Raw genomic sequence first — 25,412 nt, 5'->3', positions numbered from 1 at the left:
CTTGACACAGACCGAACTCAAAGATTTTTTAGACGAAAAAGTAATTCAATACAACAATCCCAGGTTTATTGAAACCGATCCTATTCAGGTACCTCATCAATTCACTAAAAAAGAAGACATTGAAATTGCAGGCTTTTTAACGGCCACCATTGCCTGGGGGAACCGTAAAAGCATCATTAACAATGCTAAACGCCTGATGCAATTATTGGATAATGCACCTTTTGACTTTGTAATGAATCATCAGGATACAGATCTTGAAAAACTAAAACCCTTTGTGCACCGCACCTTTAATGGAGCGGATTGTATGCAATTCATTAAATCATTAAACCACATTTACAAAAAGCATCACGGGTTAGAAGCACTTTTTGCAAAACATGCTGAAAATGAGTCATTACAAAGATCCATTTCAAAATTTAAGGCTATTTTCTTTGAAATTGACCATTTATCCCGGACTCAAAAACACATTAGTGATCCGTTAAAAAACTCAGCTGCCAAACGTATCAACATGTTTTTACGTTGGATGGTGAGACAAGATAGCGCAGGTGTGGATTTCGGGATTTGGAAACGTATGTCACCGGCAGTATTATCCTGCCCTTTGGATGTGCATTCAGGCAATGTTGCCAGAAAACTAGGGTTGTTAAAACGGAAACAAAACGATGCTAAAGCCCTTTTGGAATTAGACACTATGCTTCGTAAGCTTGATAAACAAGATCCGGTAAAATATGATTTTGCTTTATTCGGTTTAGGTGTTTTTGAAGGGTTTTAATATTTGTTTCAGTATCTTTAATAAATTAAATTGAATGTCCTTAATCAATCATAAACGCAAGTGTCACCCTGAATTTTTACACTGAGCTTAGTCGAAGTGCATTTCAGGGTCTCATTATATACTATCGACTTACAGTTATTATTAAGATGCTGAAACTAGTTCAGCATGATAGAAAATCAATGTTATGACAAAAAACGGACGTCCAAAAAATTAATTTATATTCACAGACTATGAAGTATTTATTAGCCTTTCTATGCTCCATTTTTTCTTTAATCGTTTTTTCGCAAACCAGGACCATTCCAATCGACACCATGGTTGTAACCACACATAACACCACAGTAAAAGGTACCAGCTTTTCATATACGGCCACTACCGGAACGCAACCGGTTTGGAATACCAAAGATGATGTCATTGCTACGTTATATTATACCTATTATGAACGTAATAATGTTAAAAACAGAGCTGAAAGGCCTTTAATAGTGTCATTTAACGGCGGCCCCGGATCGGCGTCGGTTTGGATGCATATTGCTTATACGGGCCCTAAAGTCCTGAAAATTGATGATGAAGGGTATCCCGTGCAACCTTACGGTGTTAAAGACAATCCGAACTCTATTCTCGATGTCGCAGATATTGTGTATGTAAATCCGGTAAACACGGGGTACTCCAGAATGATTCCGGACAAAGAAGGTAAATTCCCCAAACGGGATACTTTTTTCGGAATCAATGCCGACATCAAATACTTAGCGGAATGGATAAATACCTTTGTCACACGTAAAAACAGATGGGAATCCCCTAAATACATTATTGGGGAAAGTTATGGAGGCACGCGTGTTATGGGCTTAGCCAATGAGTTGCAAAACAAGCAGTGGATGTACCTAAACGGTGTTATTTTAGTGTCTCCGGCAGATTATAAATTATACAGAACGTCTCAACCGGTGTATTCCGCCCTTAACTTACCCTATTTTACGGCAGCAGCCTGGTATCAAAAGGCATTGCCAGAGGCCTTACAGCAAAAAGATTTATTAGACATTTTACCGGAAGCAGAAACCTTTGCTATTGAGAACCTAATGCCTGCATTGGCTAAAGGCGGGTTTATCTCGGATAATGAAAAACGAAGTATCGCTAAAAAAATGGCCTATTACTCCGGACTTAGTGAAAAGGCCATTTTACAAAATAATTTGGATGTACCAACATCCTTTTTTTGGAAAGAACTGCTACGTAATAAATCAGGGCAAACTATAGGCAGATTAGACTCCAGGTATTTAGGAATTGACAAAAGAGAGACCGGTACCAGCCCTGATTACAGTGCCGAATTAACCTCCTGGCTACACTCTTTTACACCGGCTATAAATTATTATATAAGAACGCATCTTAATTTTAAAACCGATATTAAATACAGTGTTTTTGGTGATGTGCATCCCTGGGACAGGCAAAATGATAACACCCGAGACGGTTTAAGACAGGCCATGGCTCAAAACCCTTATTTAAAAGTACTGGTACAATCCGGGTATTATGATGGCGCCACTACCTATTTTGGTGCTAAATATACCATGTGGCAAATTGATCCCAGTGGAAAAATGAAAGACCGCTTTACATTTAAAGGGTATCGCAGCGGCCATATGATGTACTTAAGGCATGAAGACCTGATATCGGCTAATGACGACTTACGTGCATTTATAAACGGCTCGCTCTCAAAAGGCAAAGCTGCTAAATACTAATAGTGCTAAAGTTCCGGTAGTTAACAGGAACTTAGGCATACTTGCTAAATTTAAACGGATCGGAAAAATCATATTCTTATTTAGACTGATGCTAATTATTAATTCTTTCCTAACATTTCAACTTATCCATTAACGATTAGTTTAATTTGATAATATTGTAATAACAAAATCTTCATTTAAAGCCAAAATTGAAATAACGTTTTTCGGGTTTAAAGCCAATAATTTTGAACCATTAATTAATTAACCGAAAAATATATTTCCAAATGAAAAAAACAGTTCTATTGGCTTTAGCAGCACTAGTGACCTTAACCTCTTGTAAAAAAGATCTTATTGACGACTTTTTAAACAATGGTAATGATGACAAAGACAAAATTAAATTTAAAGATTACTCAGTTACACCTAATTTCTTAGATGTAAAACCAGAATTTAGCAACCTGAAGGTAACAACGTTATTATCTTCTGAAGACGTTTTACCGGAATCACCTGATTTTGTTTATGGTAGTATGGCAGATGGTGCCGGAATATTAAAAAACAGCGATGGAACATTCTCTATAATTAACAATATTGAAGCAGATTATGCCGTTGCCAGAATTAATTTAGACAAAACTTTCAAACCTGTAAGTGGAGAGCATATATTAAATGCTGTTGCCACAGCGTTTACGGCGCAATGCTCCGGGTCTTTAATTACCCCAAGAGAGCATGGTTTTGGCCCTTTATATTTATCAGGTGGTGAATGGGGCGGCTCTTCTAAAGGTGTTTTCTTAACAGATCCGTATAAAGCTGCTGCGGATGCCGGTTCTTTTGAAATGTTAGACGCCTGGGGACAATGGTCTACTGAAAATGCTGTTGTTATTGGTAAAAAAGCATACCCTGGAAAAACCGTTGCTTTTATTGGTGACGACCATTCTGACAATGAAATCCCTTCCGGTCAATTAGGTATGTATGTTGGTAACCGAGGTGATGTTTATGGAGGCCAATTATATGGATTAAGAGTTATAGACCCGGATGTTGATTTTGAAATGGATATGGATGAAGGAAAATCATACCCCATGGAATTTGTTCCATTAAACGAAACTAATATAGATTTATTAGATGCCGAAGCAAAAGCCAAAGGTGTTATGGGCTTCTCCAGATTAGAGGATATTGACTGGAGACGTGGTTCCGCTAAAAACAACAGAGAAATTTATTTTTGTGTTACCGGTAGAAAAAAAGATGGTTTAGTTGGAAAAGGAACGTTATACGGTAGAATTTACAAAGTAGTTTTAAATGATACTAATCCTGCTGGTGTTGGAACCATTACTTGTATTTTAGATGGTGACAACTTATCAGGAAAAGCTAAAGCATTCCATAGTCCGGATAACATTTTAGTGACCAAAGATAATGTTTACATCCAGGAAGATCCAAACGGCTACCCTGATACTGCTGATAAAGATCACTACGCTTATTTATACCAATACAACTTAAAATCGAAAAAATTAAAAGTTGTATTAGAGTGTGATCAGGATGCTGCCGAAGCTGCCGGTTACCCTTCAAACGGAAGAACCTGGGAAATCACCGGTATGATCGATATCTCTGAAGAATTGGATAAAGACAAAACTTTCTTATTAATTACACAAAACCACGGATGGGAACCGGCTGACGGATCTGCATTTACCGATCCTACTGCCAACCCGGACGTTGCAAACAGTAGAAAAGAAGGAAGTATGATGTATGTTATTAGAGGATTAAAATAAGAATGAAAGTACTTAAAGTTTTAAAACTCAAAAAGACACACTATGTTTTAGTGTGTCTTTTTGCAATTATAGTATGTTCCTGCAAAAAAAATAAAACCCATACTGCAGAAACCCTCCCCATCGAACAATTAGAATCTTTTTATCAGAATAATTTGAAAGTTTGTATTGCTTATTTAGATACCATAATGCAATCTGATAACAAACTGAGGCATTATATTAAGGCCAGAGATCATTTTAAAAAGATGGAGCCTATTCTGGCTTTTGCAGATTCTGAAAATTACAAAGCCTTAAATCAACCTAATATTCTAAAAATTGAAGAAGAAGATGCCACAGACATTAAACGCTTGAAGCCTTTTGGTTTTCAGGTAATTGAAGAACTTTTACATGAAGACGATTTGAGTAATGACGAGCTACAAAATGTAGTTACAAAAACAAAAAGCCGGTTAGAATTCATTCAGAAAAACCCGCATTTAAGCAAGATTCAGAACTATCATATGCTATGGTTGATACGCGATGAGATTGCACGTATAGCTTTAACAGGGATAACAGGGTTTGATTCTCCTGTTTTAGAGCGCTCTTTAACAGAAGCCGCCATAGCTTATAAAACCATTCAGAATATTTTAATCATCCATAGACCTAATTTTACATCGAATGATCTATTTAATGCCTGGAACAAGGAAATATCAGCAACCATTCAAAATCTTGATAGTGACTTTAACACTTTTGACAGGTTCAGCTTTATAAAAGATCACACACACAGACAATTAGAACTCATTTTAGAAACCAAAAACGACTGGAATGCAGCCTTTCCTTATGAATTGGCGTTTAGTAATGATATGACTTCGCTTTTTTCTGAAAATACTTTTAACATGAGTTACTTTTCTTATGAAAAGTTTGACACACTACCTGCTGAAAAAGTAAAACTTGGTGAAGCGTTATTCTATGACACCTCCCTTTCAAAGGAAAACACCATAAGTTGCGCTACCTGCCATTTAGCGGAACAATATTTTACCGATGGCAAACCTATTGCAACCGGTGTTACCAGAAACAGCCCTACCCTATTATATGCAGCGCTTCAACAAGGATTCTTTTATGATAACAGAGCTGGTAGTTTGGAAGGTCAAATTGTTGCGGTAGTAACTAATGAAAATGAGTTCCATTCAGATTTAAATCATTTGGAAACTGTTGTTAGTGAGAGTTCCGAATACATTAGTGCTTTTTCTAAATTGTATAAAGACAGTATTTCTCAAAACAATATCAGGAATGCCATTGCTACTTATATAAGAAGCTTAACGCCTTTTAATTCTAAATTTGACAGAAATATTAATGGCCTGGAAAATACGCTTACGGCTTCCGAGAAAAACGGTTTCAACCTTTTTACGGGTAAAGCCAAATGTGCTACCTGCCATTTTCCACCAACATTTAACGGTACGGTCCCTGTAGCTTATAAAGAAAGTGAAATGGAACTTATTGGTGTACCGGAAACAAAGGATACTATCCATGCTGTTATTGACGACGATTTAGGACGTTACCACCTGTTTAATGCCGAGGAGAAAAAACACTTCTTTAAAACTACAACAGTGAGGAATGCTGAAAAAACCGGACCTTATATGCATAACGGTGTTTTTAATACTTTAGAAGAAGTGATTGACTTCTATGATCGCGGTGGTGGTATTGGCCTTGGTATGGATCTGGAATATCAAACCCTGCCTCCGGATAAACTCAATTTATCTGAAAACGAAAAAACAGATCTTGTTAGCTTCATGAAGTCATTAACAGATGCTTTAAGTTACTAAACAAAAAAAAGCGGGTTTAACCCGCTTTTTAGTTCCAAATAAAATTCATTTATCCTTTTAACCAAGCCTTTCTCAATGCTTTTTGAGCATCGGTAGCGTCGGCTTTTTCTTTAAGAGCCCTTCCGGTTGTATAAGGTTGTGTAGTGGTTGTTTTAATAACTACTTCTTCCCCATTTCTATCCAACACAACTTCTATGTCCTTACCGGGTTTCCACATAAATACTCCCTGCAAAACCTGGTTAGCATTTTGAAGGGTTAAAGCTGTTCCGTTTATGGTTTTTATCACGTCATTAGCCTGTACACCTTGTCCTTTCCAGAAACTGTTTTCCAATGCGGTTTCAATAAAAAAGATGGTGCCTTTTTGTCCGTCTCCGCTAACAATGGGAGCGCCATTTAACAAAATGAAATTGGTTTCAACTTGTCCCTCACCTATTTCCAGTCCAACCTTTTCAAAGAACTCATTGTAGTTAATTGGTAAGTCTCCAACCACATGCGTATTAAAAAACTCCCCTAATGAAGGATAGGTCATAGCTACAATTTCATCAATTAATGCATCATCTTCAAATGGTTTATTCTTCCCGTATTTATTAGACAATTCTTTCATTAAAGACAAAATGCCCCTGTTACCGTTACTTTCTTCGCGCATTAAAATATCAATGCACATACCAATTAAAGCACCTTTTTGATAAACGTTTAGGTATTGGTCTTTATAAGGCGCTTTCAATACATTTTCACTCATAATAGTAAAACTCATAGCGTCATTCAATTGAGAAGCTTGCTGAATTTTACCCATAATTTTATTGTAAAACTCTGTTTCATCAACCAAATCCTGGTTTACCTGAAACAAGGTGGCAAAATACTCTGTTACCCCTTCATACATCCATAAATGTTTTGAAAACGTGGGATTGTTGTAATCAAAGTAATGTACATCCTCAGAATGCACGCTCAATGGTGTTACAATATGGAAAAACTCATGCGATACCACGTCAATCATACTTTCGGCAAGGGCTTCAGCCGGAATACCTTCAGGCATTACAACTACAGTTGACGTATGATGCTCTAAAGCACCGAAACCTTTTGGCGAATCTTCTTTTCCTTCCGATAAGTAAACATATATATCGTAACGAGGCGTAGAATTAATGTCCCCCATGTACGTTTTTTGAGCTTCCATCATTTTAAAGATGGTCTCTTTTAGAGACTTTGCCGAATGTACTTTGTTCGGAGAGTAAACACTCAATACAATTTTAATACTACCAACCTGAAACTCCTCAACATCTAAATCCCCATACATCATCGGGTTATCAGTGATGTCAAAATAACGCGGAGCGAAATAACTCGTCGTTATATTTTTACCATCTTCACTGGTATTTGTATCTACGGTTTGTAATGCAGACGTTCTGACAAAATCTGCCTGTGCCGTGACATCTAATTTATACTGATTGTTTTTTAAAGAATCAAAATAGCCTATGAAGCCATGCAAATTCAACACATAGTTTTCCGGTTCAATATTAGTTCCGGAAGGTGAAAACGGTACATCTTCACCAATACCGCCTACAGTTTCAACATCATAAGTATCATTAACTAAATAGGTGATCTTGTCCAGATCTTTAGCTTCTGCAACAGACCATGAATTATCGTCTAATTTAGTGACTGCCATGGCTTCACCTTTGTAATTAAACGCTTTAAAATCATCCACATATTTCCCGAAATTACTAACCGAATACGTCCCCTGTACTACTTTTGGCAATCTGTATGTCACAGTTTCAACGGTAAACCTACCGGGATTAATAGTTACCGGTACTTTATCGTCCTGAACACTTGATAAATCTATGGCCGTTTCTATGGGCAAATTTATTGCTAAATCATTGGTAGACTTTTTTGTGGAGCCACAACCTGCCATTAAAATACCTGTAAAAATTGCGGCAAAAGTTCTATTGTTCATGCATTTGATTTTTATAGTTTTTTAAACGACGTACAAAATACTATTATGTTACGGCTACCGTTCTTAAGGTTTTGTTAAAAGATAGTATATTCGCCCTATGCAAACACCATTGGTAAGTATTTTAACCCCATTTAAAAATACTGAAGCTTATTTAAGTGAATGTTTGGACTCTATTTTAAATCAGACTTACAAGCATTGGGAATTACTTATTGTGGATGATCATTCTACCGATACCGGTTATCAACTTGTTAAACAATATGCTGAAACAGACAAGAGAATAAAGTTGCTTAAAAATGAAGGCAAAGGTATTATTTCCGCCCTTCAATTAGCATTTAAAACCAGTTCGGGCACATTAATTACCCGAATGGACAGTGATGACATCATGCTCCCCTATAAATTGGAAATTCTGGTAAACAGTTTAAAAAAACACGGGAAGCAACATGTTGCTATAGGATTGGTTGAATATTTTAGCAAACAAGGTGTTGGCGAAGGCTATAAAAGCTATGAAACCTGGTTGAATAACTTGACGAAAACAGGAAACAATTACGATGAAATATACAAGGAATGTGTGATCCCGTCTCCTTGCTGGATGGTCCATAGAGACGATTTAATGGTCTGCAATGCTTTTAACCCCAATATGTATCCGGAAGATTATGATCTGACCTTTAGGTTTTACAAACATCAATTTAAATGTATTCCCTGTGATACCGTCATCCACAAATGGCGGGATTACAGTACCAGAACCTCAAGAACCCATATTCATTACGCCCAAAATCATTTTACAGCGTTAAAAGTATATCACTATTTAGATATTGATTATGACAAAACCAAAACACCGATCATTTGGGGTGCCGGGACCAAGGGAAAACTCATGGCCAAACACTTTTTAGAACGACATATTCCGTTTGAATGGATCTGTGATAACCCCAATAAAATTGGCAGGGATATTTACGGAAAAGAACTTCTAAATTTTGAAGCACTGGCTACTATTGAAAATGCTCATAGCCTTATTACAGTGGCTAATAAAGAGGCTCAAAAACAAATACGAGCGTATTTAACTAAACTTAATTTAGAACCTGTTAAAGATTATATATTTTTTTGTTGAAAAGTTTACTCAATTTTCCTGCAAAATTCTATTTTTAAAACACACCCCTTACTCCCCTCTTTTTAGTGGGGACACTCATACTCAATATATCTATAGCAACAGTTTCCCTCCTAACCTTGTGCTGAGCTTCGTCGAAGTAAAGGAGGGATTAAGGGAGGTGTAAAATCATGTTGCACAAAATTATAATCTTTAATTGCCTAAGAACATCATTCGCATATCTTTATTTTTCTAAAACAAGCTAAGTTCAGTATTATTTTTTCATAGCTCTGTGTATATTTACAAATGAAAAAATTATGTAGATTTGAAAAACCTAAAAAGGAATGCAGTTTAAACACCCCGAACTTCTATACGCTTTATTCTTACTGCTTATTCCTATTATTGTTCATCTGTTTCAATTAAGACGTTTTAAAAAAGAAGCTTTTACCAACGTTGCTTTTTTAAAAGAAATAAAGCAGAATTCCCGTAAAAGTTCACAACTAAAAAAGTGGTTGATCCTTTGCACCAGGTTATTACTTTTAGCCGCTATTATTATAGCCTTTGCACAACCGTTTACTTCGAAAAATGACACGTTTAACATTGAAAAAGAAACGGTGATATATATTGATAACTCTTTTAGCATGCAAGCTAAAGGAAGTCAAGGCGAGTTACTAAAACGGGCCTTACAAGATTTGGTAGCCAATGTCCCTGAAAACGAAAACATATCAGTATTAACCAATAATGGCACTTATAAAAACACCACTATAAAAGCTATAAAGAACGATTTGCTTCAACTTGGATATTCCTCAAATCAATTGGGTTTAGAATCAGTTTTTTTAAAAAGTAAAACGCTTTTAGGAAAGAAAAAAGGAACACTTAAAAACATGGTGTTCATTTCAGATTTTCAGCAAAGCGGTACTAATTTCAATCCTGATTTAGATTCGCTTACCAATCTGCATTTAGTAAAATTAGAACCCATAAATGCTAATAACGTTTCTATTGACAGTGCCTATATTTCTGAAACCACACCTACAAATCATCAGCTAAAAGTCGTTTTAAAAAATAGTGGCAATCCCATTGATAATTTACCGGTATCACTGTTTAATGGTGATAATTTGATTGCAAAAACATCCATTGAAATTGATAAGGTCTCAGAAACTACGTTCTCATTCCCATCTAATGAAGTGGTCAATGGGAAACTCGCTATTGACGACGTAAGTTTACAGTTTGATAACAGCTTGTTTTTCAACATCAATAATGGTTCGAAAATTAATGTTCTGACAGTCAATGGTGCAGATGACTCCTTCTTACAACGTATTTTTACAACTGATGAATTTAACCAGGTTTCAACGTCTGATAATGCTTTGAATTACAATATTATTGATCAACAACACCTGGTGGTTTTAAACGAATTAGCTTCCATTCCGAATGCCCTGGTTTCGGCTTTAAAACATTTTACATCACAAGGTGGATCCGTAGTAATTATTCCTTCTGCAGCTATTAATATACCGTCTTACAACTTGTTGTTATCAAGTTACAATTCAAATTTTGGTGATCAAATTGTGTCCGAAAAACGTATCACAACCATAAACTATTCACATCCGTTGTACAAAAAAGGGGTTTTTGAAAAGCAAGTCTCTAACTTTCAATACCCGAAAGTGACTAGTTTTTATGAGGTAGTTTCAAATAGTTTTTCATCCATCTTAAATTTTGAAGATGGTAAACCTTTCCTGTATCAAAATCAAAATGTATTCGTTTTTACTTCGGCTTTAAATAAGGATCATTCTAATTTTAAAAATTCACCATTAATTGTTCCAACCCTTTATAACGTCGCCAAACAAAGTTTTAAAACACCGGAAATATATTATACCATTGGTAACGACAATGCATTTGAAATAGAGACCCAATTGCAACAGGATGCTATTTTATCGCTGGTAAATAATGGTATTAGCATCATTCCAAGGCAAAAATATTTTAATAATAAAGTGATCATTAATACTTCTGAAACCCCTGATGTTGCTAACATTTATAACATTAAAAACAAAAATGAAACCATTAAAAATGTTAGCTATAATTATAACAGAAGCGAAAGTAATTTAGCTTACCGGGACTTTTCAAATTTAGAAAATGTATCAAAGAGCAATTCCATAGCTGATGTTTTCAATACTATAAAAAGTGATGCAAAAGTTAATGCCTTATGGAAATGGTTTGTTATTTTTGCACTGCTATTACTGATCATTGAAATGCTTATCTTAAAATATTTTAAATGAACATACTTATAAAATCTGCCACTATAATAGATCCGAAAAGCGAGTTTCACAATGCAACTCAAGATGTATTAATTGAAAATGGCGAGATTTTAAAAATTGCAAAGAGCATTAAAAACACTAATAAGTATGAAGAAGTAAAGCTGGAAAACCTCCATATTTCCCAGGGTTGGTTTGATAGTAGTGTGAGTTTTGGAGAACCCGGTTTTGAGGAACGCGAAACCATAAAGAACGGGCTTAAAGCGGCAGCGGCTTCCGGTTTTACGGCCATTGCATTAAACCCGAACACCAATCCGATCTTAGATACGAATTCAGACATTACTTTTATAACATCCAAAGCAACTAATAATGCTGTAACGGTACTCCCTATTGGTGCTTTAACTATAGGAAGCAAAGGTATAGACCTTGCCGAACTTTACGATATGAGCACCGCCGGAGCGGTAGCGTTTTACGATTATAAGAAGCCCATTGCCAATCCAAACCTAATGAAGATCGCCCTTCAGTATGCGGCTAATTTTGACGGATTGGTTTGTTCATTCCCACAGGAAAATAAGATCTCCGGTTTGGGTGTTATGAACGAAAACATAACAAGCACCCGGTTAGGGTTAAAAGGCATTCCGGCTTTAGCCGAGGAATTACAGGTAGCACGTGATCTGTTCTTATTGGAATACACCGGTGGAAAATTACATATCCCAACCATCTCAACGGCTAAATCAGTGGCGCTGATCCGGGAAGCCAAAAAGAAAAAATTAGATGTCTCCTGTAGTGTGGCCATTCATAATTTATACTTCACGGATGCGTCCCTGACAAGTTTTGATTCTAACTTTAAAGTACTGCCGCCGCTAAGAACCCGGGACGATATAGAGGCTTTAATTCAAGGGGTTAAGGACGGGACTATTGATATGGTTACCAGTGATCACTCCCCTATCGATATTGAAGAAAAAAAGGTTGAGTTTGACCATGCCAACTACGGTACCATAGGTTTGGAAAGTGCTTTCGGAGCCTTACAAACCATCTTCACAACAAAGAAAACCATTGATGTGCTTACTAAAGGAAAGCAACGTTTTGGTCTGGAACAGAGCCCTATAAAAGTTGGTAATAAAGCGAACCTCACACTTTTTAATCCGGATAGCAAATACACCTTTGAAAGAGGCCATATAAAATCCAGGTCAAAAAATACCATTTTTGAAGGTGCCGGCTTAAAAGGAAACGTATATGGAATTGTTGCAAACAATAAAGTATCATTAAACCAATAAAATGACAGAACAAGATATTAAAGAAGGTAAAGGATTGGCTATAGTAAGCTATTTAGCGCTTATTGGTATTATCATTGCCTATTTTTTAAATAATGATAAAAAGAATCCGTTTACAGGTTTTCATTTAAGACAGTCCATAGGGCTTTGGTTGATGTTCCACCTTTTAGGCTTTGTAGTAAGCGGCTTTGATAGTTGGAGCATAACATCCGGTTTTTACCTGTTCTTTAGCATCTTGTTTATTTACGGTTTAATAAATGCCATTGCCGGTAAAGCCCAAACGGTACCTTTGTTGGGTGAATTATTTCAAAAATGGTTTGCAAATATCGGACGCTAAATGACAAATGCCTTGCTCTCTTTATTCCACTTAACAAGACCCTCCAGTTTAACCGAAAATGCACCGTTATTAATCATGATGCACGGCTATGGCAGTGATGAAAACGACCTGTTCTCTTTTGCCGGCGAATTACCCGAAGCACTTTTTATCATTTCGGTAAGAGCGCCTTATCCAATGGCACCGTTCGGGAATGCCTGGTATGCCATAAATTTTGATGCCGAACGCGGTAAATGGAATGATAAAGAACAAGCCGAAGCATCTAGGGACCTAATCGCTCAATTTATTGATGAAGCCGTTGAAAATTACCCGGTGGATAAAGATAATGTCATGCTCCTTGGGTTTAGTCAGGGTAGCATTTTAAGCTATGGTGTGGCCTTTAATTACCCGGAAAAAGTTAAAAATATAGTGGCCCTGAGTGGTTATGTGTATCATGATATTCTGCCCAAAGATTTGGCAAACAAGGATTACTCCAATTTAGATTTTTATTGCTCTCATGGTAGTGTAGATCAGGTGATCCCGGTGGATTGGGCCAGACAAACGCCGACGTTTTTAAAAAGCCTGAATATTAAACACAGCTATTCGGAATTCCCTGTGGGCCATGGTGTAGCGCCCCAGAACTTTTTTGAATTTAAGAATTGGCTTACCGAACGCATTTAAATCAACCCTTTTTTGTCATTCTCGTGAAAAGGGGAATCTATTCTCCTAATTCCTAATTGCACTTCGACTGCGCTCAGTGTGACACACATGCTTGTCATTCCAGCTAATCCATTTCATTTTTACAGTGATTTGTGGATTCCTGCCTGCGCAGGAATGACAAGTGATGTCATAAAAGCTAGCCGGCACTGGGCTCGAAATACTCTCAAAACACTTTCAAAAGAGTTTATTATCTGGTTCGTTTCCCAATCCTCATAACAACAAAGAATCTGCTGTCATTTCGACAGAGCGAAGTATGAGAGACGAGAAATCTCATAATTATTGAACCCTCCTTTTTCGTATATTTATTAGATGAAAAAATCAGTTCTAACCCTATTTATTTCACTTTTAGCGCTTGCTCTGTTTTCGCAAAGCGAAAACGATCTACAAGATATCAACACGCAGATTTGGAATAATTTCACCAAAGCTTTTGAAACTTTAGATTATGAACTGTTCAGTGATTTGCATTGTGAAGATCTGGTACGCGTTGGAGGTGATAATAAAACGGTCCGGGATAAAGCTAGCTATATGGCCGGCTATGAAAAACGATGGAAAGGCAAACAAATAATGCAAACCATAGCCTTTAGGTTTTTAGAACGTATAGCCAAAGGCGGAAAAGCCTCCGAACGCGGAATCTATAAACTTACCCGAAACCCCAATACCGGTAACGAAAAAAACTATTACGGCAAATTTCATGTGATACTGGTAAAAGAAAATGGCACATGGAAAATATTGGTAGATTATGATTCTTCTGAAAATAAAACCATAGACGAAACCTCCTTCCAAGCCGCATTTGCTATGGATGATTTTGTAAAATATTAAGCACCTTTTCCCGAAAAAACTGCAAATAATCAGATGGCAGCATAAGCTACAAACCCTTTCAACGAAAAATTCAGCAACTTACAGAAGTTTTTTGTATTTTTGTTTAATTTTTTATTATAATAATTAAACAAAATAAAATTACTATCGTTTATGAAACCTAAAAACATCATGTACCAACCTGTGGATCCTTATGGGGTCATTATAGGTTTGTGTTTGATTTTGGCTTGGTTTGCATGCTTGTCCGTTTTATTGAAATGGGATTTCAATTATGCGAATCCGCTTGTTTATATAGGCATTGCGATACAGACACATTTATACACGGGGCTATTTATTACGGCTCATGACGCCATGCATGGTTCGGTATCAAGACATAAAGGCCTAAATAGAAAAATAGGATGGATTACTTCGCTTCTATTTGCCTACAACTTTTACGACAAGCTGATCATTGAGCATCATAAGCATCACAGATTTGTGGCATCTGATAAAGACCCGGATTACCATGAATCCGGTAATTTATTCATTTGGTACTGGAATTTTATCAGGAAGTATACTACCCTTAAACAATTGGTTTTAATGACTATTACCCTTCAGGTATTGCGCTATATTTTTCCCCTGGAAAATTTGTTGTTATTTTGGATATTACCCGGCATATTGTCTACTTCCCAATTATTTTATTTTGGTACTTACATTCCGCATAGACATGGGCATAAGCTTACAAACAAACACAAATCCAAATCCCTGAAAAAAAATCACTTTTGGGCCTTTGTGAGTTGTTACTTTTTCGGGTATCATTATGAACACCATGATGCTCCGGGAGTACCCTGGTGGCGGCTATGGCAAACGAAGCATTAATCTCACTATCGCCTTTAATACCACAGGGAAATAAAAAATATTGTGTCTTTTACTCGTTTATTACCAACCTGAACCCTTCGCCGTGAATATTTAATATTTCTACTTTTTCATCAGGTTTTAAATACTTGCGCAATTTGGCAATATAGACATCCATACTTCTGGAAGTAAAGTAATTGTCGTCTCGCCAAATCTTTGTTAACGCTAATTCACGGGGCATGAGGTCGTTTTCATGTAGGGCCAGTAAACGCAACAACTCATTTTCCTTGGGTGATAGTTTTACGGGCTCTCCGCCATTAAAACGCAAGAAACGTAGTTTTGAATTCAGATCGAACTTACCTATTTTAAATTCAAACTGCTTACTATCGGAAATAGTTTCGGTAGCTTTACGTTGAATGATCGCCTTGATCTTCATTAAAAGCACTTCACTATCAAAAGGCTTATTCAGGTAATCATCAGCACCTACTTTATAACCTTTTAAAACATCTTCCTTCATGGTTTTAGCGGTTAAGAATATAATAGGCACGTCGGTGTTCTTTTCGCGTATTTCCTTTGCCAGGGTGAAACCATCCTTATAAGGCATCATGACATCCAGAATACATAAATCGAAATCGTCCTTTTTAAATTTCTCAAAGCCTTCCATGCCATTTTTTGCGTGTGTTACCTCATAATCGTTCATCATTAAATAGTCCTTAAGAACGGTTCCGAAGTTAGGGTCGTCTTCTACTAATAAGATTCGTTTTTTTTGTTCTTCCATATTTATGATATTAAGGGAAGCTTTATAATAAAGGTACTTCCTTTTCCTTTTTCACTTTCTACAGATACATAACCCTGATGGTCATCTATAATACGCTTAACATAGGCTAAACCTAATCCGTGACCTTTTACGTTATGTATATTACCCGTATGTTCCCTGTAAAATTTCTCGAACACACGTTTGGCAGCCGCTTTACTCATACCGCTACCATGATCTTTTATTTTTAATATAATGTTGGTCCCAACATTCTCTGTGTAAACTTCAATTTCGGGCGCATTTGGAGAATACTTGATGGCATTATCCAACATGTTCACAATGACATTAGTAAAGTGCGTTTCGTTAGCCAAAACAGACGATTTGTTCGCCTCTAAAAAGGTTTTTATATACCCTTTTCTGTCTTCTACAATCAATTCCACATGCGTAATGGCATCGGCAATTAAGTCGTGTAACTTAACTCTATCCTTACTAATATTAAGTTCATTCTTTTCCAGTTTAGATATTCTTAAAACGTTCTCTACCTGCGCATGCATACGCTTGTTTTCTTCCTTTATCATAGAAAGATACCGCTTTACTTTGGTTTCATCATCAATGATAGCAGGGTTTTTAATGGCATCCAAAGCCAGATTAATAGTGGCAATAGGTGTTTTAAATTCATGCGTCATATTATTGATGAAATCTGTTTTAATTTCAGATATCTGACGCTGTTTTATAAGCTGATACAAAGCACTTGAATACGCCACAACTATGATGGATGTAAAGACTATGGACAGCAGGATCATACCTATAATAGACGATAAAATAAAACTTTTATCGTTTGGGAAATTTACCAAAAGCTTATAAGGGCTTTGTCTGTTTTCATCATAAAAAACGGGCACCTTAAAAGTAGACTTATACTCATTTTCAAAATTTTCGCTTTGAACTTTAGTGGCCAGATCATTGCTATAAATGGCGTATTCAAAGTCAATGTCTATTTCACTTCTCCTAAAGGCTTCAGACAATAAATTTTCAATTTCTCCTTTAGCAATTCTTTTATGGATGGGCGTATTCTTTTGAAGTGCTTTAAAGCTTTTCTCAAAATTTATCCGCTGTGCATCTTCAACGATACCTTCCGAAATTATTTTAGTAATTGGACTTTGATTAATGTCCTTCTCAGACAATTCAATATTACTATAAACTTCGGCACTGGAGGAACTACCAATAATGTTCTGAATAGTAAGGCTATCTAAACCAATGTCAAAGAGCGATGAAGACAATTTATAGTTCTCTTCCAGAACATTACTTCTATAAATTAAAGTCTCCTTTGTATTATTATTTTGTTGATAAATTAATAATTGAGAAACCGCTACAGAATCTGTTTTGTCTTCTTTTGGCAAACTTTGATATCTATCATAATACTCGGCAACTTCATTTTCTTCAATAGTATTAGACACATAACTAAGTGCACTTTTTACCTTAAATTTAAAACGTTCCTTTTCGTTTTTTACAGAATCGTTTATAAAATATGCCTGAACGAAAATTATCCCTATTAAAGACAGACTCATTAAAAGTACCAATAGGACAAATATTCTTTTGCTCATCAACCAAAATTAACATTTTAACATTTAGCTTACTTATGTTTTAACCTTACGTTAACAAAAATGTTAAAATTGTAAATTAAGCACACTTTTTAAGCAGTTTTTTGTGAATGCTATGAACCTGATTTAAAGTAGCCTGAAGCCCTATATTTTCAACAACAAAATCAGATAGCTTTACTTTTTCATCGTCCGGCCATTGATGCTTCATGATAGCTTCAATCTTTTCTTTAGTAGTATTGTCGCGTTTTAAAAGTCTTTCAACTCTTACTTTTTTAGGAGCAGTCACTGTAATTACAAAATCGCATTGTTTATAGCCTCCATTCTCGAATAAAATGGCAACTTCCTTTATAACATACGGAGCATCTTGTTTTAAGGCCCATTTTTCAAAATGCCTGGCGACTCGGGGGTGTACAATGGCATTCATTTTTTGCAAATAGGACTTATCATTAAAAATAATATCTGCAATAAAAGGCCTGTTGAGTTTATCATCAGTATAAGCCTGTGCTCCAAACAATTGAATCAGTTTTCGTTTAATAACTTTAGACCGGTTCATAAGCTTCTTAGCTTCCTCATCGGCAATATAGACCGGAACACCCAAACTTTCAAACTGTTTGGCAACCGTAGTTTTACCACTTCCTATACCTCCTGTAAGCCCTACTATGATCATTTGGTAATTATAAACTCTATTTGTTGCTGATTGATTTTAGCATTCTTAACCGTTCCCGGAGACTCGACTAATTCCGGTACCAAAACCGATTGATTCCCTTTTATTTTTGAATAATCACAAATCACTTTAAAATCGTTACTTTTTACTGAACTAAAATTATTTAAACTCACGTAATAAGATACATTTACTTCTCTCGGGAAATATTTCAAATTAATACCATCCGGAATATTGACAACTCTAACCGGGATTTTTAAAGTCCCTTCCGTGAACTTCTCTACCGTAGCTTTTAAATTTACAGCCGTATTGGAGAATTTTAAATCGGTACGATTTTCCGGTAATTGTAAGGGCGCTTCTTCATCCAGATCTGTTCTGATATCGCTTAGGGCTACTTCCTTAGTCTCTAAATGTTCTATTTCGGAAACCAAAATATGTGGTCCGATAACCACCACAGAATCCGGTTCCAATAAAATGGGATCGGTAGTATTGTAGCCGGCACTAAATTTAATATCGGCATTTAATTTAACCGGAACTTTTTTTACCAGGTTGACATCATACCTGAAAACTAAGGTATCCGGTGATATACTCAATAACTCAACCTGACTGTCAAACTGCGTGTTATTCAAATATGCTTTTGATTTATTAAACACATAAGTTGATTCTTTTTTGATGACATCTTTGTCAAAATCGATCGTGATCGTAGGTTTTTCAAAGTAATAATTAAGCCATCTGAAACCATGTGTTTTGAGTGTAATTTGTAATGCCGTGGAATCGTTTAAAATAACCTGGTTTTCAGGTACATTGAGCTTCTCAATTTCAAAAGCAATGGTGTTGGTGTAATCTTTTGACAGCTTCGAAAAAATCAAAATTACAAACGAAAAAAACAAGAATAGCAGAAACACATTTATCCGCTTATTCTTAATAGATGTTGCTATTTTAGACTTTATTTTTTTTATCATTTTTGTTTAAAAAACAACTTGGGAAAATGGGTTTCGGGGTCTTTATTTAAAACACCTACAGCCCAGGTAGACTCTAAAAACCCGAGACCATACCCCATAAATTGAACACCGATTGCCAACAACGACATGAAAGCTACATTTAAATTACCAGTCGTAAATAATGCCACTAAAAAAGCTATTAAAAAGTACAAAACATAAAACAACAGCAACCAGTGAATACCAAAGATTGCTAACAAAATTGATATATCAAAACCTAATATGAACAAACTTGGAAACCAATAGGTTATTTTTTTTGTCGAAGGATGCCATTTGTTTAAAATAGGCCTTACTAATCCGAATTTATTCACTTGCTGGTAAAACTTGGACCAGGAAATTCTGCGTTTATGATATACTTTAGCTTCAGGGATTAATTTGGTTTTAAACCCTAAGTTCCAGAGCCTGATTGACAAGTCGGGGTCTTCACCCGGATGTATTCTTCCAAAACCTTTAGAGGCTTCAAATGCTTTTTTTGATATGCCCATATTAAAGCTCCTGGGTTGAAACTTATCTATACTACTCTTACTACCTCTGATGCCGCCTGTAGTTATAAATGACGTCATGGAGAAATTAATAGCCTTTTGAAGATTGGTAAACGATTCATGAGCCGCATCCGGTCCGCCAAAACAATCTACATAGTTTTCAGCTAAACTCTTTTCAACTTCAGTTAAATAGTTTTTTGGTAGAATAACATCACTATCTAAAATGATAAAATAGTTTCCCTGGGCATGTGTCATACCATAATTTCGCGAATCTCCGGGACCCGAATTCTCCTTAAAATAATAAGAAATATTGAGCTGTTCTTTAAATTGTTCAACCACCGCTTTTGAAGACACTGACGAGCCATCCTCTACAATAACAATTTCAAAAGGCGTATTGGTCTCTAACGCCTCAAAACTCTGTAAAAGCTCTTGAGTTTCATCAGGGCGATTATAGACAGGTATTATAAAAGAAAACTGTAATTGCATTAATAACTTTTAAGTTGTTTCTTTTTGCATTAAGGATGATAGCCCTTCGACTACACTCAGGATAAATTCATCCTTTTATGTGGATTCCTGCCTTCGCAGGAATGACAAAACAAAAAATATGGCATAAAGCCCGGTTCAAAGGGTGTCTGAGGTTCTCGAAGACACCCATATGGTAACGCCCAAAACATTTCAATTTACAACAAATGTAACTATATCCTAACAAAAGACCTGACAGGTCTTAAAAACCCGTCAGGTCTAAATTAAAATCGATTCAAAACTTTATTCTTCTCCCATAAAGGTGTTCATAACGGCGTCACTAACACCCATATTGCTAAATCCGCCATCATTATACAGGTTTTGTAACGTCACACGCTTAGTTAGATCACTAAACAAAGTAACCGTATAATTTGCACAATCTAAAGCGGTTGCGTTCCCCAGTGGTGACATCTTTTCGGCATAAGCTATAAAACCGTCAAACCCCTTTACACCGCTACCCGCAGTAGTAGGCGTTGGCGATTGTGAAATGGTATTGACACGCACTTTTTTATCGCGTCCGAAGAAATAGCCAAAACTACGTGCTATACTTTCCAAATAGGCTTTGTTATCTGCCATATCGTTGTAATCCGGGAATACACGTTGCGCCGCCATATAGGTTAAAGCCACAATACTTCCCCACTCATTCATAGCATCCGCCTTGTAAAGTGTTTGCATGACTTTGTGGAAAGACATAGCCGAAACATCCATTCCTTTTTGTGTCCAGGAATAATTCTGATCTGTATAAGCCTTACCCTTTCTAACGTTGATTGACATTCCGATAGAATGTAAAACAAAATCTATTTTACCGCCTAAGATCTCCATGGATTTTTCAACCAGATTCTGTAGATCTTCTTCCGAAGTAGCATCGGCAGGAATGATTTGAGACCCTGTTTTTTCTGCAAGTTCATTTATTTGCCCCATTCTCATGGCTACCGGTGCATTGGTCAATACAAACTCGCCACCTTCTTCATGAACACGTTCTGCAGTTTTCCAGGCGATTGAATTAGAATCCAATGCTCCGAATATGATTCCCTTTTTTCCTTTTAATAAATTATATGACATATCTTGGTTAGTTTTTTTACTGTTTACTTGTTGATTCGTTTATTCGTTTAAACCGGGTTCAAAAATACTAAACTTTAAACTTTTAACTCCAATCTTTTAATTTTTTCAATTCAGCAACTCTTTAGCATGTGCAATAGCTGATGAAGACATTTCTATACCGCCCAACATTTGAGCAATTTCAACCACGCGTTCGTCATGATTTAGCTTGACCAGATTGGTTTGCGTAACATCATTAACGTCTTCTTTAAACACTTTAAAATGCGAATGCCCTTTGGCTGCAATTTGAGGCAAATGGGTTATGGAAAACACCTGCATGGTCTTACTCATTTGAAGCATAATATCTCCCATTTTATTCGAAATTTCACCGGAAACGCCCGTATCAATCTCATCAAACATAATGGTTGGCAGTTGAATATACTTTGACAGAATGGACTTTATAGCCAGCATAATTCTGGATAACTCCCCACCAGAGGCAGCTTTTTTAAGCTCATTAAAATTACCGCCTTTGTTTGCAGAAAATAAAAATGACAACTCATCTTTTCCATTAGAAAGAAAGGTATCACCCAACGAAACATCCATATTAAACTGTGCGTTGGGCATGCCCAGATCCGCTAAAATAGTTTCCAATTGCCCTTTTAAACCGGGAATAGCTTCTACCCTATTGTTATGAATAGTTTCCGCTAAGGTGTTCAGTTTTTCAGTTTGTACATCAATCTCCCGTTGTTTTTTGGCAATGGTTTCATCTAAATTCTCAGTAACAGCCACTTTTTCTTCAAGCTTATCCCTGACTTCAATTAATTCAGCTATATTACCGGCAACATGTTTCTGCATTAAATCATGCAGTGTTTTTAACTTGGAATCAACGGCTTCAAGTCTTTGTGGATCTGCATCCAAACTTTCCTGCAATGTATTAACTTCACTAAAAACATCATCCATTTCAATGAAGCTACTATTTGCCCGGTTAAATAAATCTTCATATTTAGAAGACATGGCAGATAGTTTTTGAAAGGCATTTTTTAATGAGGTTAAAGTAGATAAGGCTCCTATTTGTTCATCACTCAACAATTGATAGGCCTCTGACAATGTCTCCTTTATACCCTCCATATTATTAAGGGTTTCATACTCTTCTTCCAAAGCTTCCAATTCGCCATCAACCAAATTGGCTTCTGTCAATTCCTTTAACAAAAACGAATTATAATCGTGTTCTTTTATAGCTTCGGCCTGAAACACCAGCAATTCATTCAACTCCTTTTGAAGTTTTTTATAAACCTTTAATTCCGATTGATAAGCCTGTAACGATAAGTCATTTTTAGCCAAAGCATCAATCACCTGAAATTGAAATTCATTATTGGTAAGCTGCAACGTCTGGTGTTGCGAATGGATATCGATCAAACGTTCTCCCAAAAGCTGTAAACTATTTAAGTTCACCGGAGAATCATTGACAAAAGCCCTTGATTTCCCTGATGGAAGAATCTCCCTCCTGATAATAGTTTGCGATTCATAATCGAAATCTTCAGATTCAAAAAGCGCTTCCAATTTATAATCGGACACCTCAAAAACCGCTTCAATAATACACTTCTGAGTGGTATCTTTTAAGCTGTTTAAATCGGCACGTTTCCCAAGAACTAATGATAGACCACCTAATAAAATTGATTTTCCGGCCCCGGTTTCACCGGTAATTATTGAAAATCCATTGTTAAAATCTACCTGGAGATTATCAATTAAGGCGTAATTTTTTATGGAAAGGGATGTCAACATATTATTCCTGAAAATTGGATTCCTGCTTTTACTTTGACAAACTCAGCATGACACGCAGGAATGACTGTTTATTTGAAACCAAGCTACGCTTCGAAAACTCTAGAACTTAATTCTTTGCCACTTACTACTATGCATGGGCGCCACCTTATTAAGTACTTCTTTAAGACTGGCGATATTTACACTGGGGCCATCACTAAAAATTTGTGCAATTTCATCAGCCTTTGCGTCAAAAAAAGTGCGTTGTAAAAAGGAATTGGGCCTTCTGCTGTTCATAACCTGAAATTGCTTTAGCGCCGCTGCGATTTTTTCTTTACCATCTTTAGTATTTTCACTCATCACATCTAATCCTTGCCTGTGATACGCATTAATAACCTGCCTGTATTCTTTAAAAGTAGGTGACATAATATTATCTATAAGCATGAATCTACTTTGCAAACCGTCTTCTAATTTCCAACCTCTAAAATTTCCTTGTTGGGAGAAATTAGTGATGGTCTGGGCTTGCTTAAAATAGGGGTCACCACCGTTTGCTGAAAAAGAATCGGCATCTAAAGCTAAAACCATGTATACATGAAATGCGATAACCGACACTAAGTTGGACTGAAATTGTGTGGGATTAAATATTAAATTCTGATATTCCAAATACCTAAACGTAAAATCTTTATCGTTGAAATTATAAACCGGTGTATCATAAGAAGACCCATATACCGGGCGTGACGATTGTACCTGCAAACTTGCCTGAAAGGTTTCTCCACTGTAATTTGTAACGTTAATTACCATACTACAGTCAATACGTTCCTGAGGCAAAAACGCTTTGTTGGTCCACTTGGTATTATTAACAAACTCCGTTAATTGTTTTTCTAAAGTCTTAAAAATGGGAAAGTTTTCGTTTCCTGTGAACTGTGCATTAACTACTACATTACAATTTAACTCCTGAGAAAACCCTGTAATAGCAAGAAAAAAAGTTAAAAGAATAAGAATGTTACGCATGTATTTGCTCTGTAATTTTATTTAATAGATCTTTAGCTACCTCAGCCTTAGATTTTAGTTGAAATGTTGTGACGCTGTCATCAGCCTCAATAAAAGTAACCTTATTGGTATCACTTTTAAATCCGGCACCTGTATCATTTAACGAATTTAAAACAATTAAATTTAAATTCTTTCTTTTTAATTTGTCTTTCGCGTTTTCTAATTCGTTATTAGTTTCTAATGCAAACCCCACCAAATATTGATGTTTTTTTATAGCACCCAGAGAGGCTAAAATATCTTTTGTTTTTTCTAACTCTAAAGTTAACGCCGGATCTTTCTTTTTTATTTTCTGAGAAGCAACTTCTTTTGGTCTGTAATCTGCCACTGCAGCCGACAGTATGGCCACATCGGTGCTACCAAAGTGTTTATGCACTTCTGTATACATATCTTCTGCACTGGTAACGGGCACTACTTCTATTAAACCATGGGATACCTTTTGATGTGTGGGGCCCGAAACCAAAACAACCTGTGCACCCAAATTGGCTGCCGCTTTGGCTATTTCAAATCCCATTTTGCCACTGGAGTGGTTTCCTATAAATCGCACCGGATCTATAGCCTCATAGGTTGGACCAGCTGTAATTAAAACCTTTTTATTTTTTAATGGTAAGGATTCTAAAATATCGTTTTCAATAAAAGCCACAATATCTTCGGGTTCTGCCATCCTGCCTTCGCCAACCAACCCACTTGCCAATTCACCACTTGTAGCAGGGATCATAATATTTCCGAACGACTTCAACGTTTCAAAAGATTGTAAAGTGGTTGGATGTTTATACATATCTAAATCCATAGCAGGCGCAAAATACACCGGGCATTTGGCCGATAAATAGGTAGCCAGCAATAAATTATCACAAACGCCATTTGCCATTTTAGACAATGTATTCGCTGTAGCCGGTGCCACAATAAATAAATCTGCCCAAAGGCCTAAATCCACATGGCTGTTCCATACGGCATTATCATCATCTTCATTGGTGAAAGATGAATGCACCGGGTTTTTTGAAAGGGTTGATAAGGTTAAAGGTGTGATAAATTCTTTTGAAGCAGGGGTCATCACTACTTTTACGTCAGCACCCGCTTTTATAAATAACCTTACCAGTGAAGCTGTTTTATAAGCAGCAATACCGGCACTTATGCCTAATAGTATATTCTTACCGCTTAGTATACTCATAAAAATAGCTTTTCAAGGTTTTGCTTATTCGTTCCTCTTTTCTCAGTCAAAATTCACAATCGTAACTTTTGCTATGCTTGAAAATCCGCCCTTAAAAAAGAAAAATAAATGTACTAAATTCTCCTGAAAAGCTACTTGCTTTGAGCTGTT

At 36.3% G+C, this 25,412-nt stretch carries 21 protein-coding genes; 11 read left to right on the top strand and 10 right to left on the bottom strand.

The features are described from left to right. The first annotated feature begins 1 nt into the window (after position 1). The 4 genes from Q0983_RS06110 to Q0983_RS06095 all read left to right on the top strand — a co-directional run bounded on the left by Q0983_RS06110 (position 2) and on the right by Q0983_RS06095 (position 6,013). Entirely contained in the window at positions 2-766 is a 765-nt protein-coding gene (locus Q0983_RS06110; protein WP_299550280.1) for a TIGR02757 family protein, read from the top strand. 230 nt (positions 767-996) lie between these two features. Continuing rightward, positions 997-2,484: a carboxypeptidase gene (locus Q0983_RS06105; protein WP_299550278.1), complete on the top strand. Its 1,488-nt coding sequence runs from the start codon at positions 997-999 to the stop codon at positions 2,482-2,484. Between the two features lie 263 nt (positions 2,485-2,747). Continuing rightward, positions 2,748-4,217, top strand: a complete 1,470-nt coding sequence (locus Q0983_RS06100; RefSeq protein WP_299550276.1) for an alkaline phosphatase PhoX — start codon at positions 2,748-2,750, stop codon at positions 4,215-4,217. A gap of 2 nt (positions 4,218-4,219) precedes the next feature. Beyond that, positions 4,220-6,013, top strand: a complete 1,794-nt coding sequence (locus Q0983_RS06095) for a cytochrome c peroxidase (RefSeq protein WP_299550274.1) — start codon at positions 4,220-4,222, stop codon at positions 6,011-6,013. Positions 6,014-6,062: 49 nt separating this feature from the next. Here the strand turns inward: Q0983_RS06095 and Q0983_RS06090 are convergent, their stop codons facing one another. Then, positions 6,063-7,955, bottom strand: a complete 1,893-nt coding sequence (locus tag Q0983_RS06090; protein ID WP_299550272.1) for a peptidase M61 — start codon at positions 7,953-7,955, stop codon at positions 6,063-6,065. A gap of 97 nt (positions 7,956-8,052) precedes the next feature. On the opposite strand from Q0983_RS06090, the gene Q0983_RS06085 reads away from it, so the two are divergent. From Q0983_RS06085 to Q0983_RS06055, 7 genes are all read left to right on the top strand, one after another. Continuing rightward, the gene (locus tag Q0983_RS06085; protein ID WP_299550270.1) at positions 8,053-9,060 is read left to right on the top strand and encodes a glycosyltransferase family 2 protein; all 1,008 of its coding nucleotides are present in this window, start codon (positions 8,053-8,055) and stop codon (positions 9,058-9,060) included. A 320-nt stretch (positions 9,061-9,380) separates the two neighbouring features. Then, positions 9,381-11,306, top strand: a complete 1,926-nt coding sequence (locus Q0983_RS06080) for a BatA domain-containing protein (RefSeq protein ID WP_299550268.1) — start codon at positions 9,381-9,383, stop codon at positions 11,304-11,306. Continuing rightward, on the top strand, positions 11,303-12,559 hold the full coding sequence (locus Q0983_RS06075; protein ID WP_299550266.1) for a dihydroorotase: 1,257 nt from the start codon (positions 11,303-11,305) through the stop codon (positions 12,557-12,559). The genes Q0983_RS06080 and Q0983_RS06075 overlap by 4 nt, the downstream gene beginning before the upstream one ends. A 1-nt stretch (position 12,560) precedes the next feature. Continuing rightward, positions 12,561-12,893 carry a hypothetical protein gene (locus tag Q0983_RS06070; protein ID WP_299550264.1) on the top strand — a complete coding sequence of 111 codons (333 nt, stop codon included), beginning with the start codon at positions 12,561-12,563 and terminating at the stop codon, positions 12,891-12,893. Next, positions 12,894-13,550 carry a dienelactone hydrolase family protein gene (locus tag Q0983_RS06065; protein ID WP_299550263.1) on the top strand — a complete coding sequence of 219 codons (657 nt, stop codon included), beginning with the start codon at positions 12,894-12,896 and terminating at the stop codon, positions 13,548-13,550. Positions 13,551-13,898: 348 nt separating this feature from the next. Further along, positions 13,899-14,408 (top strand): nuclear transport factor 2 family protein, encoded by a 510-nt coding sequence (locus Q0983_RS06060; RefSeq protein ID WP_299550261.1) that lies wholly within the window; start codon positions 13,899-13,901, stop codon positions 14,406-14,408. 150 nt (positions 14,409-14,558) lie between these two features. Next, positions 14,559-15,260, top strand: a complete 702-nt coding sequence (locus Q0983_RS06055) for a fatty acid desaturase (RefSeq protein ID WP_299550259.1) — start codon at positions 14,559-14,561, stop codon at positions 15,258-15,260. Positions 15,261-15,309: 49 nt separating this feature from the next. Here Q0983_RS06055 and Q0983_RS06050 read toward each other — a convergent pair whose 3' ends face one another. From Q0983_RS06050 to coaBC, 9 genes are all read right to left on the bottom strand, one after another. Continuing rightward, complete coding sequence (locus Q0983_RS06050; protein WP_299550257.1) at positions 15,310-16,014, bottom strand: response regulator transcription factor; 705 nt, start codon at positions 16,012-16,014, stop codon at positions 15,310-15,312. A gap of 2 nt (positions 16,015-16,016) precedes the next feature. Then, positions 16,017-17,591, bottom strand: a complete 1,575-nt coding sequence (locus tag Q0983_RS06045) for a HAMP domain-containing sensor histidine kinase (protein ID WP_299550255.1) — start codon at positions 17,589-17,591, stop codon at positions 16,017-16,019. A gap of 76 nt (positions 17,592-17,667) precedes the next feature. Continuing rightward, entirely contained in the window at positions 17,668-18,255 is a 588-nt protein-coding gene (gene coaE, locus Q0983_RS06040; protein ID WP_299550253.1) for a dephospho-CoA kinase, read from the bottom strand. Next, positions 18,252-19,211, bottom strand: coding sequence for a YbbR-like domain-containing protein (locus Q0983_RS06035; RefSeq protein WP_299550251.1), 960 nt, complete (start codon positions 19,209-19,211; stop codon positions 18,252-18,254). Before Q0983_RS06035 ends, coaE begins: the two co-directional genes overlap by 4 nt. After that, positions 19,208-20,215, bottom strand: coding sequence for a glycosyltransferase (locus Q0983_RS06030; protein WP_299550249.1), 1,008 nt, complete (start codon positions 20,213-20,215; stop codon positions 19,208-19,210). The genes Q0983_RS06035 and Q0983_RS06030 overlap by 4 nt, the downstream gene beginning before the upstream one ends. Before the next feature lie 279 nt (positions 20,216-20,494). Then, entirely contained in the window at positions 20,495-21,313 is an 819-nt protein-coding gene (locus tag Q0983_RS06025; RefSeq protein WP_299550247.1) for an SDR family oxidoreductase, read from the bottom strand. Positions 21,314-21,418: 105 nt separating this feature from the next. Further along, positions 21,419-23,071: a DNA repair protein RecN gene (recN, locus tag Q0983_RS06020; RefSeq protein ID WP_299550245.1), complete on the bottom strand. Its 1,653-nt coding sequence runs from the start codon at positions 23,069-23,071 to the stop codon at positions 21,419-21,421. Between the two features lie 99 nt (positions 23,072-23,170). Further along, the gene (locus Q0983_RS06015; protein ID WP_299550244.1) at positions 23,171-24,058 is read right to left on the bottom strand and encodes a DUF4835 family protein; all 888 of its coding nucleotides are present in this window, start codon (positions 24,056-24,058) and stop codon (positions 23,171-23,173) included. Beyond that, on the bottom strand, positions 24,051-25,262 hold the full coding sequence (coaBC, locus tag Q0983_RS06010) for a bifunctional phosphopantothenoylcysteine decarboxylase/phosphopantothenate--cysteine ligase CoaBC (protein ID WP_299550242.1): 1,212 nt from the start codon (positions 25,260-25,262) through the stop codon (positions 24,051-24,053). Before coaBC ends, Q0983_RS06015 begins: the two co-directional genes overlap by 8 nt. Positions 25,263-25,412 lie beyond the last annotated feature (150 nt).

Source organism: Seonamhaeicola sp. (genome assembly GCF_028281565.1).
Lineage (GTDB): Bacteria > Bacteroidota > Bacteroidia > Flavobacteriales > Flavobacteriaceae > Seonamhaeicola.
This window is presented reverse-complemented; position numbering and strand designations above follow the sequence as displayed.

What these genes read in the sequence shown, in the direction of transcription:
- Q0983_RS06105 (WP_299550278.1), top strand. Translation starts at nt 997, where the DNA reads ATGAAGTATTTATTAGCCTTTCTATGCTCCATTTTTTCTTTAATCGTT.
- Q0983_RS06030 (WP_299550249.1), bottom strand. Translation starts at nt 20,215, where the DNA reads ATGCAATTACAGTTTTCTTTTATAATACCTGTCTATAATCGCCCTGAT.
- Q0983_RS06050 (WP_299550257.1), bottom strand. Translation starts at nt 16,014, where the DNA reads ATGGAAGAACAAAAAAAACGAATCTTATTAGTAGAAGACGACCCTAAC.
- Q0983_RS06025 (WP_299550247.1), bottom strand. Translation starts at nt 21,313, where the DNA reads ATGTCATATAATTTATTAAAAGGAAAAAAGGGAATCATATTCGGAGCA.
- Q0983_RS06055 (WP_299550259.1), top strand. Translation starts at nt 14,559, where the DNA reads ATGAAACCTAAAAACATCATGTACCAACCTGTGGATCCTTATGGGGTC.
- Q0983_RS06065 (WP_299550263.1), top strand. Translation starts at nt 12,894, where the DNA reads ATGACAAATGCCTTGCTCTCTTTATTCCACTTAACAAGACCCTCCAGT.
- Q0983_RS06035 (WP_299550251.1), bottom strand. Translation starts at nt 19,211, where the DNA reads ATGATAAAAAAAATAAAGTCTAAAATAGCAACATCTATTAAGAATAAG.
- Q0983_RS06060 (WP_299550261.1), top strand. Translation starts at nt 13,899, where the DNA reads ATGAAAAAATCAGTTCTAACCCTATTTATTTCACTTTTAGCGCTTGCT.
- recN (WP_299550245.1), bottom strand. Translation starts at nt 23,071, where the DNA reads ATGTTGACATCCCTTTCCATAAAAAATTACGCCTTAATTGATAATCTC.
- coaE (WP_299550253.1), bottom strand. Translation starts at nt 18,255, where the DNA reads ATGATCATAGTAGGGCTTACAGGAGGTATAGGAAGTGGTAAAACTACG.
- coaBC (WP_299550242.1), bottom strand. Translation starts at nt 25,262, where the DNA reads ATGAGTATACTAAGCGGTAAGAATATACTATTAGGCATAAGTGCCGGT.
- Q0983_RS06100 (WP_299550276.1), top strand. Translation starts at nt 2,748, where the DNA reads ATGAAAAAAACAGTTCTATTGGCTTTAGCAGCACTAGTGACCTTAACC.
- Q0983_RS06070 (WP_299550264.1), top strand. Translation starts at nt 12,561, where the DNA reads ATGACAGAACAAGATATTAAAGAAGGTAAAGGATTGGCTATAGTAAGC.
- Q0983_RS06090 (WP_299550272.1), bottom strand. Translation starts at nt 7,955, where the DNA reads ATGAACAATAGAACTTTTGCCGCAATTTTTACAGGTATTTTAATGGCA.
- Q0983_RS06095 (WP_299550274.1), top strand. Translation starts at nt 4,220, where the DNA reads ATGAAAGTACTTAAAGTTTTAAAACTCAAAAAGACACACTATGTTTTA.
- Q0983_RS06015 (WP_299550244.1), bottom strand. Translation starts at nt 24,058, where the DNA reads ATGCGTAACATTCTTATTCTTTTAACTTTTTTTCTTGCTATTACAGGG.
- Q0983_RS06085 (WP_299550270.1), top strand. Translation starts at nt 8,053, where the DNA reads ATGCAAACACCATTGGTAAGTATTTTAACCCCATTTAAAAATACTGAA.
- Q0983_RS06075 (WP_299550266.1), top strand. Translation starts at nt 11,303, where the DNA reads ATGAACATACTTATAAAATCTGCCACTATAATAGATCCGAAAAGCGAG.
- Q0983_RS06080 (WP_299550268.1), top strand. Translation starts at nt 9,381, where the DNA reads ATGCAGTTTAAACACCCCGAACTTCTATACGCTTTATTCTTACTGCTT.
- Q0983_RS06045 (WP_299550255.1), bottom strand. Translation starts at nt 17,591, where the DNA reads ATGAGCAAAAGAATATTTGTCCTATTGGTACTTTTAATGAGTCTGTCT.